This window comes from Xylanibacter ruminicola Ga6B6 (assembly GCF_000687715.1).
Classification (GTDB): Bacteria; Bacteroidota; Bacteroidia; order Bacteroidales; family Bacteroidaceae; genus Prevotella; species Prevotella ruminicola_B.
The window spans coordinates 33,509-51,089 of record NZ_JHXD01000019.1 but is presented as its reverse complement, the minus strand read 5'-3'; the positions used below and the strand labels follow the sequence as shown (position 1 = coordinate 51,089).

The following is a 17,581-nucleotide window of genomic DNA, read 5'->3' as shown; positions in this document are numbered from 1 at the left end:
AAAAATAATGTTATCTTTGCACTCAATAAAAATTAAAAAGTCAACTACGGCACCAAACAATGAGCCTACAGAAAGTTGTCATATCAGACCAGCTGGATCGTACACTCGCTGAAGCTATAGCAGAGTGTGAACACGATAAGGTTTTCGTCCTGGCCGACGAGACCACTGCTGAGTGCTGTCTGCCAGTCATCGAGCAGTTCGATAGCATGGCAGGCGCTAAACGCATCGTGATCGAGGCTACTGATACGCATAAGAATCTGGCTTCGCTGAGTCATGTATGGCACGACTTGAGCGAGGGCGGTGCTACACGTCACACCTTATTAATAAATATAGGCGGTGGCATGGTAACCGACTTAGGTGGTTTTGCGGCTTCAACTTTTAAGCGCGGCATAAACTACATTAACATCCCCACTACCCTGCTCTCGATGGTTGACGCATCGGTAGGTGGTAAGACAGGCATCAACTTCCTAGGCCTGAAAAACGAGATTGGCGTGTTTAACAATGCCAAGAGCGTGATACTGGACACTGAATTTCTGAAAACCCTGGATACTGAAAACATGCTGTCGGGTTATGCCGAGATGCTGAAACACGGACTGATTAACGATGCAAAGATGCTGGGCGAGTTGCTCTCGTTCGATATCGAGCACCCTGATCTGGTTCAGTTAAAGCGTATGGTGGCCGAATCGGTAGCTGTTAAACAACGTATCGTAACTGAAGACCCCACCGAGAAGGGCATCCGCAAGGCATTGAACTTAGGTCATACCGCTGGACATGCGTTCGAATCGTTCGCCCTGAAGCACAAGCCCGTATTGCATGGCTATGCTGTGGCATGGGGACTGATAGTAGAGCTGTACCTGAGCGCCATTAAGACGGGATTCCCCACTGACAAGATGCGCCAGACGGTAAGATTCATATTGGATCACTACGGAAAGATGAACATCACGTGCGATGATTACCCCACCCTGTTGGAGCTGATGACGCACGACAAGAAGAATATAGCAGGCATCATAAACTTCACACTGCTGGGAGGTGTAGGCGATATCCTTATCGACCAGACTGCTACGAAGGAAGAAATCTATGAGGCATTCGACTTTTATAGAGAAAGCTGATGCTGGTGACTTAATACAAACCAATTCAACTTAATAGACCTAATCATATTACTAACTAATCAGAGTAGGACTGCTCGCGAGAGTAGTCCTATTCACTTTTTAGCCCCTTTTGTTCTTATGTTCTTTTTATCTAAAAAACAAGGTCGAGGATTTTTTTTCGGGCAGGTTTGCCTGTTTCGGTAAGCGGAATTTGGTTTACGTGCAAGTAAACTTTAGGTTGATGGTACTTTGGTAGCACCTGCTCGCAGATAGTCTGGGCCTCGACTGTATCACCCTCTGTCAACAGCACCACTATCTCGCCAAACTTCTCGTCCTTACGCTTACTTATAATATAAGGTACGCGCATGTACTTTTTTAAAGTTTGCTCAACCTCCTCGATCTGTATCTTGATACCACCCGAACAAATCACATTATCCTTACGACCACGGATGCGGAATCTTCCATCGGACTTCAGTTCCACAATATCGTTGGTGGTCAGTGTCTGGGCACAGACCTCAGGAGCATCAATCACCAGACAACCTTCGTCGGTAGTACTCAGCTTCACAGCGGGAAAAGGCATGTACCACTCAGAAGCTTCGGGGCCGCTGATACGTCGCAGGGCGATATGCGAGAGTGTCTCCGTCATACCATAGGTGCTCCACACGGCATGGGGAAAGGTACGCAACTCGGCCTCCATCGCCTCGTCGATAGCACCACCACCAATAATCAGGTGCCGGATAGCCATCAATCGCTCTTTCTCCTCAGGCACCTGCAACGAGTTGTACACCTGCATGGGCACCATGGCAGCGAAATCCAATTGACAATTTACAATTGATAATTGAGAATTATTTAGTGGGTGGCCACAGGGGGGCACCTCAATTAATTTGAGGCCGCGCTCAATCGAGCGCACCACCATCATCTTACCAGCAATATAATCAGTACTCATGCACAGCAGCGCCGTATCGCCAGCCTTCAGTCCCAAAAAGTCACAGGTTATGCGGGCAGAATTCAGCATTCTGCGCTTCTCCACCAACATACGTTTAGGCTCACCAGTACTACCCGATGTCTTTACCTCAACGTACTCCGAATCATTATTCCACTCGTCTATAAACGCCATAGTTGATCGCCTTGAATGGTGAGGGGCATTTCGATGTTATCTGTAAACAGCTGACCAGTGCCCAAGCCCTGTGGCATGCTGATATGATCGCCATACACACTCGAAGCAAACTGGGCGATGGCATTCAAGCCGATATTACTCTCAAGGGCCGAGGTAATCCACGAGCCGATACCCAAGCTCTTAGCGATATCAATCCACTCCTTACTGCCCATCATGCCACCATGCAACGAGGGTTTGAGGATGATATAACGGGGTTTGATGATCTCGAGCATGTGACGCTTCATCTCTGCATCGTTCACGCCTATCAGCTCCTCATCGAGGGCGATGGGCAGGGGTGACTCCCTGCAGAGTTCAGCCATATAAGCCCACTGTCCTTGTTTGATGGGTTGCTCGATAGAATGGATATTGTATTGCGACAGGAGTTCGAGTTTATACAGCGCCTCGTCGTAAGTAAAGCCACCATTGGCATCCAGTCGCAACTCCACCTCGTGATGCGAGAAGCGATCGCGGATACGTTTCACCAAGTCAAACTCCTTCTCAAAGTCGATGGCACCAATCTTCAGTTTGACACAGCGGAAGCCCAATTTCAGTTTCTCCTCCATACGCTGCAGCATCTCCTCGTAGTTGCCCATCCACACCAATCCGTTGATGGGGATGCCCACTTCGCCACGGGCAAAAGCGGTATCGAAGAGTTTTTCGCCTTTCTGCAGATTCAGCTTGGCCGTTTCCAAGCCGAACAGCATCGAAGGATAATCGCGCAGGGCATCATAATCTATCTCGCCCGTTTCACAGAAACGTTCACAAGCACGCTTCAGCAAAGCCTCATAATCCTCATCAGGCATCGCATCGCAACTCAAATCGGGCAACGGTGCACACTCACCCACGCCATGCTTATCGCCATCACTCAGATGAATCAGCCACAGCTTGCGGGTTAAATAAACCCCGCGAGAAGTCCCCGCGGGTTGTTTAAAATGCAATATTTTCTTTTCTATCTCAAATCGCATAATTATCTTCATTAATAAAGGCCGTGTCCTTTTATAAAAAGGCCGTGTTAATCCGTGCCTAATAAATCAAGGCATCTTCGGATATTTTTTGAAATCAGGCTTACGTTTTTCAAGGAAAGCCTTACCACCCTCCTGAGCCTCATCCAGGAAGTAATACAGCATGGTGCAATCGCCTGCCAACTCCTGGATACCAGCCTGACCATCCAACTCGGCATTCAGTCCAGCCTTGATCATACGCAGAGCCAGTGGCGAACGTTCCATCATAATCTCGGCCCACTCTACACACTCGTCCTCCAGACGCTCGATAGGCACCACCTTGTTCACCATACCCATCTCCTCGGCCTCCTTGGCAGTGTACTGACGACACAGGAACCATATCTCGCGAGCCTTCTTCTGACCAACGATACGAGCCAGGTACGACGAACCAAAACCAGCATCGAACGAACCTACCTTAGGACCAGTCTGACCAAAGATAGCATTCTCCGAAGCAATCGTCAGGTCGCACACCAGGTGCAGCACATGACCACCTCCAATGGCATAACCATTCACCATCGCAATTACAGGCTTGGGCAGCCTGCGAATCTGCATCTGCACATCGAGCACGCTCAAACGGGGCACACCCTCTTCATCAACATAGCCACCACGACCCTTTACATGCATGTCGCCACCAGAGCAGAAAGCATGCTTCACATCGGCCAGAGTCTTACCCTCGGGCACCTCGCTCATGGCACCTGTCAACAATACCACACTGATATCCTGCATCTCGCGACACATAGCAAAAGCCTGACTCAACTCCCAAGTGGTCTTGGGGGTGAAGGCATTGCGATAGCGTGGACGATTAATGGTAATCTTGGCGATACCATTATACTCCTCAAACAAAATCTCCTTAAACTCTCTTATCGTTTGCCAGTTTCTCATTTTTCAAAATTTGATAATATGTTTTTGCTACACGCTCATCCTCATCGGCATCGGTAAATATCTCGAGCAGTACAGGACGAGTAGATTTCTTATTTAATAAGGTGTCGACACACTGCTGCATCTCCTCCATATTGGTGGCCTTCATATAACGGATATTGTTCTGCTTACAGATGCCCTGGGCTGTCGTCTGATGTGCGCCCGAGATAAAGCTATCGCGAACAGGACTCTGCTCCAAGCCCTTCAGCATGTTAAAGATACCACCCTTGCCATTATTCAGCACAATGATATGCAGGTTGCCATTCAGGTTCTGATTCCACAGGGCATTCTGATCGTAGAAGAAACTCAGATCACCCAGCACGCACAGCACCTTCTCGTCGCCAGTCACTATCGAGCTGCCAGCAGCTGTAGATAGCGAGCCTTCGATACCATTCACACCACGGTTACAGAACACATAATGCTTGGCAAAGAGGTTGGCAAAACGGATAGGACTGCTGTTGCCATAATGGATATAGCGATAGAAGGCCTTACCCAGTTTATCCTCCAGATACTTGATAGCAGCCATCTGCGAATACTCGGGTTCGAACTTCATGGCACGATAGGCAGCCAAACGGGTGGCCTGATCCCAACGGGCCTTAAAGGTAGCAGTAGAACTGATGGCCTTGAACTTGATGGCGTTCACCAAGTCCTCGATCACATCGGCAGGACTACCCTCAATCACACCATACAGCTGCATCGATGTATCGTGGATACTACCATCCTCGGTAACAGCCCAGATATGACAATCCTTCAGACCACGCAACCATTTCTTGATACGTTTGCTAACCAGCGTATCGCCTAAGTACAGCACAAAGTCGGGCTGGTAAGCGGGGTTATCACCCAGCACGTGTATCACCTCATCGAAATTGGTGCCACCCTTACCTACACTCAGTGCCTCGTGAACCACCACAGCACACTGCGACAGCATGAACAGCTCCTGAGGAATCAGGTCTTCGGTAGACATCTGACCAATCACCACCATAGGTTTCTTAGCTGCAGCAAACTGCCCGGCACACTCCAACGATATCAAAGCCGCATTGCTACGAGGGGTGAGCAGCTGGATAACACGCTCCTGAGGCAACTCTTCGACATTATACTCGAACAGGGGCTCAGAGATAGGCACATTGATATGTACAGGACCACAACCATGGTGGCGTGTCTCGTTCATGGCCTCGTTAACCAAACGGTTACAGTACCAGTGCATCTCATCGTTATACACCTCGGGCAGGTTCACAGCCTTCTTCACAAAGCGACCCAAGGCATCGGGCTGAGGTAGCGTCTGACCATCCAACTGATCAATCCATTGTGCAGGACGATCAGCCGAGATAACCACCAATGGCATGTGCTGATAATAAGCCTCGGCCACTGCTGGTGCTAAGTTCAGCAAGGCCGTACCACTGGTTACGCATACGGCTACGGGACGATGAACTACCTGTGCGATACCCAGGGCATAGAAACCTGCACTGCGTTCATCAGTTACAGGATAGCACTCGATATCAGGGCACTCGTTCAGGTTGTGTACGATAGCTGAGTTACGGCTACCAGGACAAACCACTGCAAATCTTACTCCATGAGCCACCAACAGGCTGGTCAGGATATTTACGTTCTGCTTACTGCTGTACATATAATAGTTTTTTCATTGTTTCCATTTTCGCTTCAGTTTCCAACCACTCCTGCTCTTCGACGCTGTCTTTCAACAGTCCGCCGCCAGCATAGAGATGACACACATCGCCATCGATGTTCATACATCTTAGCGACACATAGAGATGGGTATCCTCCTGTGCAACAGGTCCCATAAACCCACTGTAGTATCTGCGTGGGGTATGCTCGTTCTTTACTATAAACTTAAAGGCCTCGCGCTTAGGCAGTCCGCACACGGCAGGTGTAGGATGCAAGGCCTGTAACAAATCGCCAATTTTATTGTTGTCGGCCAACTTAAAGGTAAAGTCGCTACGCAGGTGTACCAGGTTAGCGGCTCGCACCGTGCGTGGTCCCTCCTCACGGAAATCACCTGTAAACTGCTCCAGGCACTCGGTGATATAGGTGGCCACAATACGCTGCTCCTGAATATTCTTGGTGCTCCAGGTCAGCGTTTCGCCCTCGCCATCCAGCTGGTCGCCTTCCAGTTTCATGGTTCCTGCCAAGGCGATGGTTCGCCAATCGGCCCCATGTCCATCCAACAGGATCTCTGGCGTGGCAGTTAACCAGCACCCACTCTTCTCTGTCTCTACCAGTGCGATAAACAAGCGGGGGTAAAGCTGGCAGGCACGATAGAACAAATCGATAGGTTTTACACCTTTGGGCATCTGTTCATCGGCACATCGCGCCAACACAATCTTGCGGAACTTATCAGCCTCTAACTGCGAGTGATAGTTCGCAAAGTCAACCTTATAATAGTTCGACATATCGCTTGGCAACCTGTTTTTACCGTCATCAGCAGTTAGTTGCTCGTTGCTCAAAGCAATCGTCTCTGTTTTTCCTTGTATCAAAACCACGGGCTGGTCGGCCTTCACCTCGAAGGGGGCCACAACAAAACCCTGTTTACCATTCAACTCTGTCAGCGAATGCAATTCCATGGGCTCACCTACCGATTGCGTAATCAGTGTGGCGTGGTCTTCATGGGGTAATCTGTAAATAGCGTATGCTGACATTATTTCTTCTGCTTAATAACATAGTTAGTAACTCGCACATTTGATATCAGATCGCCTGCCGTGTCCTTGATATCCACATTCCACACGTGCAGCGTCTTTCCCTTGTGCAACATCTTTGCGAAGGCAGTTACCGTGTCGCCTTCAGCCACAGCTTTCACATGACTCCCGGTAACCTCGATGCCCACACAGGCGCATCCTGGACAGAGAGCCGACGATGCCACCCCGGCCACATTCTCGGCCAGAGCCAACGAAGCGCCACCACTCAAAAAGCCGAATGGCTGGCGATTTCGCTCATCAACTTTCATTTTCGCCAAACAAGTATCAACCTCAGGAGTAGAAATAAATTCCATCCCGAGGGCTGTACTTAAATTCGGCTTTGCGTTAATAATCTCTACTATCTTTTCTACGTTCACTCTGAATTTTTTAATTCTTAAATTTTTGAATTTTTACATTTTATTTAAACAGCGAGTACTCTGGTACACTCCAGGCCAGGGCACTGGCGCCCAGCACATCGCGTTCTCTATCTTCAAGTTTCGAAACAAGAATCTTTACCTTGCCTCGCAAATTTCCAAATACATGCTCCTCGAACGCCTGGCAGGTTGGTTCGAGCAACCATTTACCAGCATGCGAGATACCACCCGTCAGGATGATGGCCTCAGGGTCAACAAGCGATGCATAGTTGGCCAAGCCCAAACCTAACATCTCACCCGTACGGCGGTACACCTCGATAGCCATCTCGTCGCCCTGATCACAGCACTCCTTGATGGTACGTGGTGATAACTTCTCCAGATTGCGCATCAGTGTAGGTGCATCGCTCTCGGCCATCAGTTCCTTGGCAGTATTCACAATACCTGCGGCACCAACGTACGACTCCAAGCAGCCAGTATGACCACAACCACAAGCACGACCGTTTTTATTAACTATACAGGTATGTCCAAACTCGCCAGCATAACCATTATGACCAGTATGATCGTCGCCTGCCGAGAAGAAACAGCTGCCTATGCCAACACCCAGACTGAGAATAATGAAATTCTTCATTCCATGGGCACAGCCAAAGGTAAACTCGCCAAGAGCACTCACGTGGGCATCGTTCGACAAGCCTACAGCCAAGCCAATGCGGTCGCGCAGCATAGCACTCAGGGGCACGATACCCTTCCAAGGCAGGTTGGCTGCATTCTCTATACAGCCCGAAACCGAGCTGGCACTGGGCGAACTAACACCGATGGAACGAATGGTTTCGTAACCGCCATTAGCCTCAACCAGATTCACAATCTTATCGCTTAAGGCAGTCACAAAGTTGTTCACATCCGAATAGCCGCATGTAAGGAACGATTCCTCAGCGATAATATTACCGCGGATGTCCACAATGGCATAGGTTGTACTCTCATTACTGATGTCAACACCTACAACTTTCGTTTTAATCTTGTACTCCTCCATAGATATAGGTCTAGTTATTATTTAAACAACGAATATTCCTTCACATCCCACGCCAGAGCGCTGGCGCCAAGCACATCACGCTCACCTTCCTTCAGAATCGACACCAGGATACGGGTCTTATTCTTGATATTGTGGAATACGTGCTCCTCGAACGAGGCACGCATGGGTTTCAACAGCCACTTACCTGCCTGCGTCATATCGCCTGTCAGGATAATAGCCTCAGGGTTCAACACTGATGCATAGTTGGCCATACCCAATCCCAATATCTCTCCAGTCTTACGGAATACCTCGATGGCCACTTTATCACCTTTATAACAACAGTCAGCAATGCTCTTGATGCTCAGCTCCTGCATGTCGCTCAGCAGTGTGGGCTCCTTACTGGCAGCAATCATCTCTTCGGCAGTCTTTATCAAGCCCTTCTCCGAGCAATAAGTCTCCAGACAGCCCTTGTTACCACAACCGCACTGGCGACCGTTCAACTCTACACAAGTATGTCCCAGTTCACCAGCAAAGCCATTAAAGCCCAGATGGGGCTGACCGTTTGAGAAGAAACAGCTACCCAGTCCGCCATGACTGATCGAAATCACCACGAAGTCTTTCATGCCATGCGCACTGCCGTACGATTTCTCGCTGAGCGCTGTAATATGAGCATCATTGGCCACTGCCACAGCCAGTCCTAATTGGTCGCGCAACATAGCTCCCAGAGGTATCACACCCTTCCAAGGCAGATTGGCCGCATTCTCAATGCAACCTGTCACTGCACTGGCACTAGGCGCACTCACACCTACCGAGCGGATGGTTTCGTAACCACCGTTCTCCTCAACCAGCGCTACCACACGCTCACAAAGGGCTGCCACGTATTCATTAATATCAGTATAGTCGGAAGTCAGGAAATAATCCTGAGCCACGATCTCTCCTCTGATATCTACCACAGCAAAAGTGGTACGGTCCACGCGGATATCGATACCTACTACACGTGTTTTGATCTGGTCGATGCTCTCGTCTTTCTTCTCCATAACTATTCTCTGTTATTTAAACAACGAATATTCTCTTACTTCCCATGCCAGGGCACTGGCGCCTAACATATCATTCGAGGCCTTATACTCATCAGATATCAGGAACTGGATTTTGCCATAGGTATTATGGAACACCAGCTTGTCAAATGTCTCCTTGGCAGGATCGAACAACCATTTACCAGCCTTTGTAAGTCCGCCAGTAAAGATAAAGGCCTCAGGATCTACCAGCGAAGCATAGTTGGCCAATCCGAATCCCAACATCTCACCTGTGCGACGGTACACTTCGATGGCCAGTTCATCGCCCTGATTGCAAAACTCAGCAATCTGCAAGGCCTTCAGATTCTCAACGCCACGCATCAACGATGGTGTGGTTGTTTCGTCCAACAGTTCTTTGGCAGTAGCTACGATGCCTTTTTTTGCCACGTAGGCCTCTAAGCAACCTTTGTTACCACAGCTGCACTGTCTGCCGCCATTTACCACACAAGTATGACCAATCTCACCAGCAAAACCTTCGTTACCTTTATGTATCAGACCATTCGAGAACATACAGCTACCAATGCCACTGCCCATGGTAAGTACCACAAAGTCGCGCATGCCTCTGGCCAGTCCGTAGGTATGCTCACCCAGAGCTCTTACATCTGCATTATTAGCCACAGCCACAGCGTAGCCAGTACGTTCTCTAAGCAAAGTAGCTAAGGGAATAACGCCTTTCCAAGGCAGGTTAGGTGCATTCTCAATACTACCAGTCATAAAGTTGGAGCTAGGCGCACTGATGCCTACCGAACGAATGCTCTCGTAGCCACCGTTGCGTTCCACCATTTCCATCACGCGCTCACTCAGCACTGATACAAACAGGTTTATATCTGGATAGTCTAATGTCGGGAAACTGTCCATCACAACCACCTCACCCTTCACGTCAACAATTGCGTAGGTGGTAGCTTCAAGACTGATGTCAATCCCGACGACTCTCTTCTTGATTGTTTCTTGTTCCATCAAAGTGTTCTCAGTTATCAGCCACAAATATATACTTTTTTTAGAGACTGAGCAAATCTTTCTCACTTTTTTTGCAAATATTTACCCATATCTTGCATTTTTCGCGAGATTTTTGTAACTTTGCACCCATAAAATTGAAATATTCGAATATTAAAGATGAACATTTTAGAGTTAAGCGAACAAGAAATCGGAAGGCGTCAGAGCCTTCAGGAACTGCGTGCCATGGGCATCAATCCATATCCTGCAGCCGAGTTCCCAACAAATGCATTCAGCACAGAAATTAAGGAGAATTTCAAGGACGATGAGGATCGTGAGGTCGTTATCGCAGGTCGTATGATGAGCCGTCGTGTCATGGGTAAGGCATCATTTGCCGAGCTTCAGGACTCAAAGGGTCGCATCCAGGTGTACATCACCCGCGATGATATCTGCCCAGGCGAAAACAAGGACTTATATAATAATGTATTCAAGCGTTTGCTCGATATTGGCGATTTCATCGGTGTAAAGGGTAAGGTTTTCCGCACCCAGACTGGTGAGATTTCAGTACATGCCTCTGAGCTCACATTGCTTTCTAAGAGCCTCAAGCCACTGCCAATCGTAAAGTATAAGGATGGTGTGGCCTACGATAAGTTTGATGATCCCGAGTTGCGTTATCGCCAGCGTTATGTCGACCTGGTAGTTAACGAGGGCGTGAAGGATACCTTCCTGAAGCGTGCAACGATCATCCGCACCATGCGTAGCATTCTCGACAACGCTGGTTATACCGAGGTTGACACACCTATCCTGCAGAGCATCGCAGGTGGTGCATCAGCCCGCCCATTCATCACCCACTTCAATGCCCTGAATCAGGACATGTATATGCGTATCGCCACCGAACTTTACCTCAAGCGCCTGATTGTTGGTGGTTTCGAGGGTGTGTACGAGATGGGTAAGAACTTCCGAAACGAGGGTATGGACAAGACTCACAACCCTGAGTTCACCTGTATGGAGCTCTACGTGAGCTATAAGGACCTGCTGTGGGGTATGACCTTCACCGAGAAGATGCTCGAGGAGATCTGTACTGCCGTAAACGGCAAGCCCGAGGTTGAGATCGATGGCAATATCATCTCGTTCAAGGCCCCATTCCGTCGCCTGCCTATCCTCGATGCCATCAAGGAGAAGACTGGTTTCGATTGCGATGGCAAGACCGAGGACGAGATTCGTGCATTCTGCCTCTCTAAGGGTATGGATGTAGATGAGACCATGGGTAAGGGTAAGCTGATCGACGAGCTCTTTGGTGAGTTCTGCGAGGGTACCTTCATCCAGCCTACTTTCATCACCGACTATCCTGTTGAGATGTCACCACTTACCAAGATGCACCGCTCTAAGCCCGGTCTCACCGAGCGTTTCGAGCTGATGGTTAATGGTAAGGAGCTGGCTAACGCATATTCAGAGTTGAACGATCCTATCGATCAGGAGGAGCGTTTCATCGAGCAGATGAAGCTTGCCGATAAGGGCGACGACGAGGCTATGATCATCGATCACGACTTCTTGCGCGCTCTGCAGTATGGTATGCCTCCTACCTTCGGTATTGGTATCGGTATCGACCGCCTGGTGATGCTGATGACTGGTAAGTTCGCTATTGGCGAGGTGATGCTGTTCCCACAGATGAAGCCTGAGAAGAAGATTCCTCAGTCATCTGTTGCTGAGTGGGCCGAGATTGGCGTACCTGAGGATATCGTTCCAGTACTGCGCAAGGCTGGTTTCAACCTGATTACCAACATCAAGGACGAGAAGCCTCAGGGGCTGCAGCAGAAGATTGGTGAGATCTTCAAGAAGTACAAGCTCGAACTCCAGAAGCCTTCAGTTGATGAAGTAGCCGCCTGGATTGAGAAGGCGCAAGCCTAATTGTCAATTATCAATTGTCAATTATCAATTTGAAGAAATGTACGATTGTGGTAAGATAGCAATTATCGGAGGTGGCAGCTGGGCAACAGCTATTGCCAAGATTGTGGTGAGTCACACTCACCATATAGGTTGGTATATGCGTCGCGACGACCGTATCGAGGACTTCCGTCGCATGGGTCACAACCCCGCCTACCTCACCAGTGTCCACTTCAATATCGATGAGATCAACTTCGATAGCGATTTGAATCGTATTGCCCAGCAGTACGACACGCTGGTGTTTGTCACCCCTTCGCCTTACCTCAAGAGTCACCTGAAGAAGTTGAAGACGCGCATTCGCGACAAATTCATACTGACAGCTATTAAGGGTATCGTACCTGATGAAAATCTCGTATGTAGCGAGTATTTTCATCAGGTTTACGACGTGCCTTACGAGAATCTCGCTTGCATCGGTGGTCCTTCTCATGCCGAGGAGGTAGCACTCGAGCGTCTCAGCTACCTCACCGTAGGTTGTGCCGACCGTGAGAAAGCCCAGGCTTTCTGCGATGTACTGTCGAGCGAGTATATCAAGACCAAGACCTCTACCGATGTGGTGGGTATCGAGTATTCTTCTGTTCTGAAGAATGTGTATGCCATTGCTGCAGGTATCTGCAGCGGCCTGAAATATGGCGATAACTTCCAGTCGGTACTCATGGCCAATGCCGTGCAGGAGATGAATCGTTTCCTCACAGCCGTTTATCCGTTGGATCGCAATGCTTACGATAGTGTTTATCTGGGCGATTTGCTGGTTACGGGTTATAGCAACTTCAGTCGTAACCGCACCTTCGGAACCATGATTGGTAAGGGCTACAGCGTTAAGTCGGCCCAGATCGAGATGGAGATGATTGCCGAGGGTTACTTCGGTACCAAGTGTATGAAGGAGATCAATCGCCACTGTCACGTCAACATGCCTATCCTCGATGCCGTGTATAACATTCTATACGAACGCATCGCCCCCCAGATCGAGATTAAGCTCCTTACCGATTCATTCCGCTAATAATGACAGCCAAAGAAGTTATCAACCATATGGAATCGCTGCGCAACGATGCTCAGCGACGTATTCTGATGGGCTTCTTCAAGACTGGTCCTGGAGAATATGGCGAGGGTGATGAGTTCTTAGGTCTGAAGGTTCCCCAGACGCGCGAGGTGGTCAAGCTGGTTGGGATGGATTTCCCATTAAGCGAAATTCCTGAACTCCTCATGTGCCGCTGGCACGAGGTGCGCCTTTGTGGACTGCTGATATTGGTAGCTAAATTTGAGAAATTAGCCACTAAGCGACTTGAGCACAACCCAGAAGCCATACGCACCCGCGACGAGATACTCACCCTTTATCTGCAATATGCCGAACAAGCCAACAATTGGGATCTGGTAGATCTTTCTGTTCACAAAATCCTCGGCCACTGGCTCTTGTTGCCCTCCAACTTAGGCGATAAAGATTACAAACTGCAGGTATTAGATGAGCTGGCCCAAAGCCCCTGCCTGTGGAAACAGCGCATGAGTATGGTCTGTTCTTGGAAAACCTCACAGATGGGTGATCCCACCTGGTGCCTGCGTTATGCCGAAATCCATCTGCATCACCCACACGACCTCATACATAAGGCCGTTGGTTGGATGCTAAGAGAGATGGGCAAGCGTGTTAGCGAAGACCTCTTGCGCGATTTCCTCCGCCAACACGCCCACGAAATGCCCCGTACCATGCTTCGCTATGCCATCGAGAAACTCCCCGAACCCGAGCGCCAGTATTGGCTACACCCTGGGTAGGGCCTATTATTCCACTTCTGGTACCCAAAGGTGCCTCTGCATATCTACATATCCGTTTGATTTAAAAGATACACCTTCTTCTTCCAGCAAGGTTCTTTGTCTACTCCAGCCAGGCGCAGTACGCCCCTCTTTGTTCACCACCCGATGACAGGGTAACACCTCAGCACCAGGCGTATAGCGAAGTGTTCTACCTACCATACGCGAATGACTGGGCCAGCCTGCCAGAGCAGCGATATCACCATAGGTGGTAACGCAACCGCAGGGTATCTGAGCCACAATGTTCAACACAGCATCGCGAAAGGCTCTCGCCTGTTCTGGCGACATCTTGTCAGGATAATCCTTCATTCTGAATTGTAAGTCTGATGTTTTCCTTAGCCGTTGCGGGTTGCATAGCGATTTCGAGTGGTGTGCCTGGGGGATTGATGCAGGCAACACGGACGAAGCCGGCAGCCAGGAGTTGTTGTTCATCGGCAATACGACCAGCGATGAGCAACACAGGTACGTCATGCCGTTGGGCACGCTGCAGGATACCATAAGGCAACTTACCCATGAGCGTCTGGCAATCGGCTGAGCCCTCGCCAGTGATGACGTAGTCAGCATCTTGTAGCAGGTCGTCGAAATGAATGGTATCTAACAAAAGGGAGATACCAGAGCGACACTCAGCTTGCATGTATTGCAGGAAAGCGTAGCCTAAGCCCCCTGCAGCACCTGCACCTGACATATCCTGACAATCGCGCCCCATATGTTTGGCAGAGACATGAGCAAAACGTTGGGCACGGGCATCAAGGGCAAGCACCTGTTCGGGTGTTGCACCTTTCTGCGGTGCAAACACATGGGCTGCGCCATTATCGCCACAAAGGGGGTTGGTAACATCGGTGGCGATGGTGAAACGCACATCATCGAGCTGGCGCACATCATCCCACGAGCCACCTTTTGCAAAGGCATCGATAATTGCCCGCAGCATGCCGATACCGCAATCGCTGGTGGCGCTGCCGCCAAGACCTACGATGATATGTTTGCAACCTCTACGCACAGCATCAACCACCAACCGACCAGTTCCGTAACTAGTGGCTACCATCGGATTCCGCTCCTCAGGCTTGAGCAGGGTGAGACCACTGGCTTTGGCTATCTCTATCACAGCCGTATCACCCTGCAACAGATAAGGAGCTACAATGGGGCGCATCAGCGGGTCTTTTACATTCGCCTGCACAATCTCGCCACCCATTGCAGCCTGGAATGCCTCCATAAAGCCCTCACCACCATCGCTCACGGGCACCTGAACAACCTGAGCATCGGGTATCTTGGCAAGAATACCCTCACAGGCTGCCTGGTTAGCCTCAACAGATGTGAGACAGCCCTTGAACGAATCGATGGCTACGATGATTTTTTTCATTTACAGCAAGCTATCGGCCAACTGCTGCAGCAGAGCCTCATCGGTAGTTTTCATACGCGAACGGATGGTTACCATAGGCTCCACAATCTCACAGTCCTTCAATGCCTCGATCATGGTACGCATGGTCTTGCCGGCCGTAGGAGCCCAGCTACCATTCTCGACAATACCGAACTTGCGCTTCTGATAGTTCTTGATTTGCAGATGATACAGGAAATCGTGCATCACGGGGAACACGCCTGCATCGTAGCTCGAAGCAGCTACCACCACTGTAGGATAGCGGAAAGCATCCTCGATAACCTCGGCCATATCCGAACGACTCAGGTCGCTCACCACAACCTTAGGAGCGCCCTTTGCGCGCAGGATCTCTCCCAGTCTCTCAGCAGCCTTAGCTGTGCCACCATGAATGCTGGCGTAGGCTATCAGTATACCCGCGCTCTCGGGCTCGTACTTGCTCCAGATATCATACAAGCGTACAGCCTCGGTCAAAGCCTCACCCTTCAGCACAGGACCATGCAGCGGACAGATAGTCTGCACATCGAGCGCAGCCATCTTCTTCACTACCATCTGCACCTGCGAACCATACTTGCCACAGATATTAAAGTAATACCTGCGTGCCTCGCAAGCCCAGTCATCAGTCTCATTCACTAATGCACCAAACTTACCAAAGCCATCGGCACTGAACAGCACCTTATCGGTGGTGTCATAGCTCATGATCACCTCGGGCCAGTGAATCATCGCAGCTCCGATAAACTGCAGTGTGTGCTTACCCAATGCGAGGGTGTCGCCCTCTTTTACAGTAACCACACGACCAGTAAAGTCTACCCCCTCAAAGAAGTTAGACAGCATTTTTACGGCCTGGGCACTGCACACCAGCTGCACACCAGGATAAGTCTCCAGCATCCAAGCGATGAGTGCCGAATGGTCGGGTTCCATGTGGTGAACCACCAGATAGTCAGGCTGGCGACCATTCAACGCAGCAGTAAGATTCTTCTTCCACTCTTCGCCCTTTCTGCGATCGGCTGTATCCAGCACTGCTATCTTCTCATCGTCGATGAGATACGAGTTATAACTCATGCCCTCGGGCACCACATACTGACTCTCAAACAAATCGATGTCGAGATCGTCTACACCGATATACTTGATGGTATCGCTAATCATATTCATTGGTAAATTATGTTATTTCTGATAATAATCCTTGTACCACTCGGCAAAGTGACGGAGGCCTTCGCGCAGGGTGATCTTTGGCGTAAAGCCGTAGTCGCGCTCCAAGGCAGTAGCATCGGCATAGGTGGTGGGGACATCACCAGGCTGCATGGGAACCAGCTTTTTGTGGGCCTCAAAGTCAAAGTCCTGAGGCAGTACGCCTGCACGTACCAGCTCTTCCTGAAGGATATTCACGAAGTCGAGCAGATTCTCGGGCTGACCGCCACCGATGTTATACACAGCATATGGGGGGATGGGCAGACCGTCTTCGCCCTTCTTGCGCTCGGGAGCACCCTGCATCACACGTACGATACCCTCAACGATATCATCAACATAAGTGAAGTCGCGACGGCAGTTGCCATAGTTAAAAATCTGGATAGTCTCGCCTTTCAGCAGTTTGTTGGTGAAGCCGAAATAGGCCATATCGGGACGACCGGCAGGACCATAGACGGTGAAGAAACGCAGACCTGTGCTGGGGATATCGTAGAGCTTAGAATAGCAGTGGGCAAAGAGCTCGTTGCTCTTCTTGGTGGCAGCATAGAGTGACACGGGGTTATCCACACGGTCATCGGTGCTGAAAGGTACCTTCTTATTGCCACCATAAACGCTGGATGAGCTGGCGTAAACCAAATGCTCTACAGGGTGATTACGACAGGCCTCGAGGATATTGTAGAAGCCTATCATGTTGCTCATGATATAGGCATCGGGATTGGTGATGCTATAGCGCACGCCGGCCTGAGCTGCCAGATTGACTACTACATCGAAGTGGTACTGTTCGAAAAGACTATCGATAGTAGCCTTATCCGCCAAATCAGCCTTAAAAAACTTGTATTCTATTCCTGCAGGCTTTGCCTTTTCAATCACGCTGAGGCGGTAATCCTTCAGCGATGGATCGTAATAATCGTTCAGGTTATCCAGACCTATGATCGTGCCCGCACTCAGGTCCTTGAACAGACGAAGGACCAAATTTGAACCAATAAAGCCGGCACTGCCAGTTACAAGGATGGTTTTACCATTTAAATCAATTTTATTCATATCTTTATT

17 protein-coding genes are annotated in these 17,581 nt (G+C 49.6%); 4 read left to right on the top strand and 13 right to left on the bottom strand.

What is annotated here, in order from left to right:
* Positions 1-59: 59 nt before the first annotated feature.
* Positions 60-1,109, top strand: a complete 1,050-nt coding sequence (aroB, locus tag T500_RS0111365; RefSeq protein WP_028908212.1) for a 3-dehydroquinate synthase — start codon at positions 60-62, stop codon at positions 1,107-1,109.
* Between the two features lie 130 nt (positions 1,110-1,239).
* On the opposite strand, the gene T500_RS0111360 is transcribed toward aroB, so the two are convergent.
* The 9 genes from T500_RS0111360 to T500_RS0111320 are packed head-to-tail and all read right to left on the bottom strand — an operon-like array spanning position 1,240 to position 10,260.
* On the bottom strand, positions 1,240-2,205 hold the full coding sequence (locus T500_RS0111360; RefSeq protein WP_028908211.1) for an AMP-binding protein: 966 nt from the start codon (positions 2,203-2,205) through the stop codon (positions 1,240-1,242).
* Positions 2,193-3,221 (bottom strand): o-succinylbenzoate synthase, encoded by a 1,029-nt coding sequence (gene menC / locus T500_RS0111355; RefSeq protein WP_230580898.1) that lies wholly within the window; start codon positions 3,219-3,221, stop codon positions 2,193-2,195. Before menC ends, T500_RS0111360 begins: the two co-directional genes overlap by 13 nt.
* A gap of 54 nt (positions 3,222-3,275) precedes the next feature.
* Positions 3,276-4,127 (bottom strand): 1,4-dihydroxy-2-naphthoyl-CoA synthase, encoded by an 852-nt coding sequence (menB, locus tag T500_RS0111350; RefSeq protein ID WP_028908209.1) that lies wholly within the window; start codon positions 4,125-4,127, stop codon positions 3,276-3,278.
* Entirely contained in the window at positions 4,096-5,787 is a 1,692-nt protein-coding gene (gene menD, locus T500_RS0111345) for a 2-succinyl-5-enolpyruvyl-6-hydroxy-3-cyclohexene-1-carboxylic-acid synthase (protein ID WP_028908208.1), read from the bottom strand. Before menD ends, menB begins: the two co-directional genes overlap by 32 nt.
* The gene (locus T500_RS0111340) at positions 5,774-6,814 is read right to left on the bottom strand and encodes an isochorismate synthase (RefSeq protein WP_028908207.1); all 1,041 of its coding nucleotides are present in this window, start codon (positions 6,812-6,814) and stop codon (positions 5,774-5,776) included. The genes menD and T500_RS0111340 overlap by 14 nt, the downstream gene beginning before the upstream one ends.
* On the bottom strand, positions 6,814-7,227 hold the full coding sequence (locus T500_RS0111335) for a PaaI family thioesterase (protein ID WP_028908206.1): 414 nt from the start codon (positions 7,225-7,227) through the stop codon (positions 6,814-6,816). The genes T500_RS0111340 and T500_RS0111335 overlap by 1 nt, the downstream gene beginning before the upstream one ends.
* 40 nt (positions 7,228-7,267) lie before the next feature.
* Positions 7,268-8,251, bottom strand: a complete 984-nt coding sequence (locus T500_RS0111330) for an ROK family protein (RefSeq protein ID WP_028908205.1) — start codon at positions 8,249-8,251, stop codon at positions 7,268-7,270.
* 17 nt (positions 8,252-8,268) lie between these two features.
* Complete coding sequence (locus tag T500_RS0111325) at positions 8,269-9,267, bottom strand: ROK family protein (RefSeq protein ID WP_051612038.1); 999 nt, start codon at positions 9,265-9,267, stop codon at positions 8,269-8,271.
* Positions 9,268-9,279: 12 nt separating this feature from the next.
* A complete protein-coding gene (locus T500_RS0111320) occupies positions 9,280-10,260 on the bottom strand; it encodes an ROK family protein (protein WP_028908203.1) in 981 nt (326 codons plus the stop codon).
* Positions 10,261-10,416: 156 nt separating this feature from the next.
* On the opposite strand from T500_RS0111320, the gene lysS reads away from it, so the two are divergent.
* From lysS to T500_RS0111305, 3 genes are read left to right on the top strand one after another with little or no spacing between them, the layout of a single operon-like run.
* Entirely contained in the window at positions 10,417-12,144 is a 1,728-nt protein-coding gene (lysS, locus tag T500_RS0111315; RefSeq protein WP_028908202.1) for a lysine--tRNA ligase, read from the top strand.
* Between the two features lie 37 nt (positions 12,145-12,181).
* Positions 12,182-13,177 carry an NAD(P)H-dependent glycerol-3-phosphate dehydrogenase gene (locus T500_RS0111310; RefSeq protein ID WP_013064950.1) on the top strand — a complete coding sequence of 332 codons (996 nt, stop codon included), beginning with the start codon at positions 12,182-12,184 and terminating at the stop codon, positions 13,175-13,177.
* A 2-nt stretch (positions 13,178-13,179) separates the two neighbouring features.
* Positions 13,180-13,941, top strand: a complete 762-nt coding sequence (locus tag T500_RS0111305) for a DNA alkylation repair protein (protein WP_028908201.1) — start codon at positions 13,180-13,182, stop codon at positions 13,939-13,941.
* A gap of 6 nt (positions 13,942-13,947) precedes the next feature.
* Here T500_RS0111305 and T500_RS0111300 read toward each other — a convergent pair whose 3' ends face one another.
* From T500_RS0111300 to T500_RS0111285, 4 genes are read right to left on the bottom strand one after another with little or no spacing between them, the layout of a single operon-like run.
* Positions 13,948-14,286: an MGMT family protein gene (locus T500_RS0111300; protein ID WP_028908200.1), complete on the bottom strand. Its 339-nt coding sequence runs from the start codon at positions 14,284-14,286 to the stop codon at positions 13,948-13,950.
* The gene (locus T500_RS0111295) at positions 14,270-15,334 is read right to left on the bottom strand and encodes a glycerate kinase (RefSeq protein WP_028908199.1); all 1,065 of its coding nucleotides are present in this window, start codon (positions 15,332-15,334) and stop codon (positions 14,270-14,272) included. The genes T500_RS0111300 and T500_RS0111295 overlap by 17 nt, the downstream gene beginning before the upstream one ends.
* Positions 15,335-16,498, bottom strand: coding sequence for an FprA family A-type flavoprotein (locus T500_RS0111290; protein ID WP_028908198.1), 1,164 nt, complete (start codon positions 16,496-16,498; stop codon positions 15,335-15,337). It abuts the gene before it with no gap.
* A 12-nt stretch (positions 16,499-16,510) separates the two neighbouring features.
* Entirely contained in the window at positions 16,511-17,572 is a 1,062-nt protein-coding gene (locus tag T500_RS0111285; protein WP_028908197.1) for an NAD-dependent epimerase/dehydratase family protein, read from the bottom strand.
* Between the last annotated feature and the right edge of the window lie 9 nt (positions 17,573-17,581).

Bases quoted from the DNA above. Each gene is read 5' to 3' on its own strand.
- T500_RS0111330 (WP_028908205.1), bottom strand. From the start codon at position 8,251: ATGGAGGAGTACAAGATTAAAACGAAAGTTGTAGGTGTTGACATCAGT.
- T500_RS0111310 (WP_013064950.1), top strand. From the start codon at position 12,182: ATGTACGATTGTGGTAAGATAGCAATTATCGGAGGTGGCAGCTGGGCA.
- lysS (WP_028908202.1), top strand. From the start codon at position 10,417: ATGAACATTTTAGAGTTAAGCGAACAAGAAATCGGAAGGCGTCAGAGC.
- aroB (WP_028908212.1), top strand. From the start codon at position 60: ATGAGCCTACAGAAAGTTGTCATATCAGACCAGCTGGATCGTACACTC.
- T500_RS0111360 (WP_028908211.1), bottom strand. From the start codon at position 2,205: ATGGCGTTTATAGACGAGTGGAATAATGATTCGGAGTACGTTGAGGTA.
- menB (WP_028908209.1), bottom strand. From the start codon at position 4,127: ATGAGAAACTGGCAAACGATAAGAGAGTTTAAGGAGATTTTGTTTGAG.
- T500_RS0111325 (WP_051612038.1), bottom strand. From the start codon at position 9,267: ATGGAGAAGAAAGACGAGAGCATCGACCAGATCAAAACACGTGTAGTA.
- T500_RS0111320 (WP_028908203.1), bottom strand. From the start codon at position 10,260: ATGGAACAAGAAACAATCAAGAAGAGAGTCGTCGGGATTGACATCAGT.
- menC (WP_230580898.1), bottom strand. From the start codon at position 3,221: ATGAAGATAATTATGCGATTTGAGATAGAAAAGAAAATATTGCATTTT.
- T500_RS0111300 (WP_028908200.1), bottom strand. From the start codon at position 14,286: ATGAAGGATTATCCTGACAAGATGTCGCCAGAACAGGCGAGAGCCTTT.
- menD (WP_028908208.1), bottom strand. From the start codon at position 5,787: ATGTACAGCAGTAAGCAGAACGTAAATATCCTGACCAGCCTGTTGGTG.
- T500_RS0111285 (WP_028908197.1), bottom strand. From the start codon at position 17,572: ATGAATAAAATTGATTTAAATGGTAAAACCATCCTTGTAACTGGCAGT.
- T500_RS0111295 (WP_028908199.1), bottom strand. From the start codon at position 15,334: ATGAAAAAAATCATCGTAGCCATCGATTCGTTCAAGGGCTGTCTCACA.
- T500_RS0111340 (WP_028908207.1), bottom strand. From the start codon at position 6,814: ATGTCAGCATACGCTATTTACAGATTACCCCATGAAGACCACGCCACA.
- T500_RS0111290 (WP_028908198.1), bottom strand. From the start codon at position 16,498: ATGAATATGATTAGCGATACCATCAAGTATATCGGTGTAGACGATCTC.
- T500_RS0111305 (WP_028908201.1), top strand. From the start codon at position 13,180: ATGACAGCCAAAGAAGTTATCAACCATATGGAATCGCTGCGCAACGAT.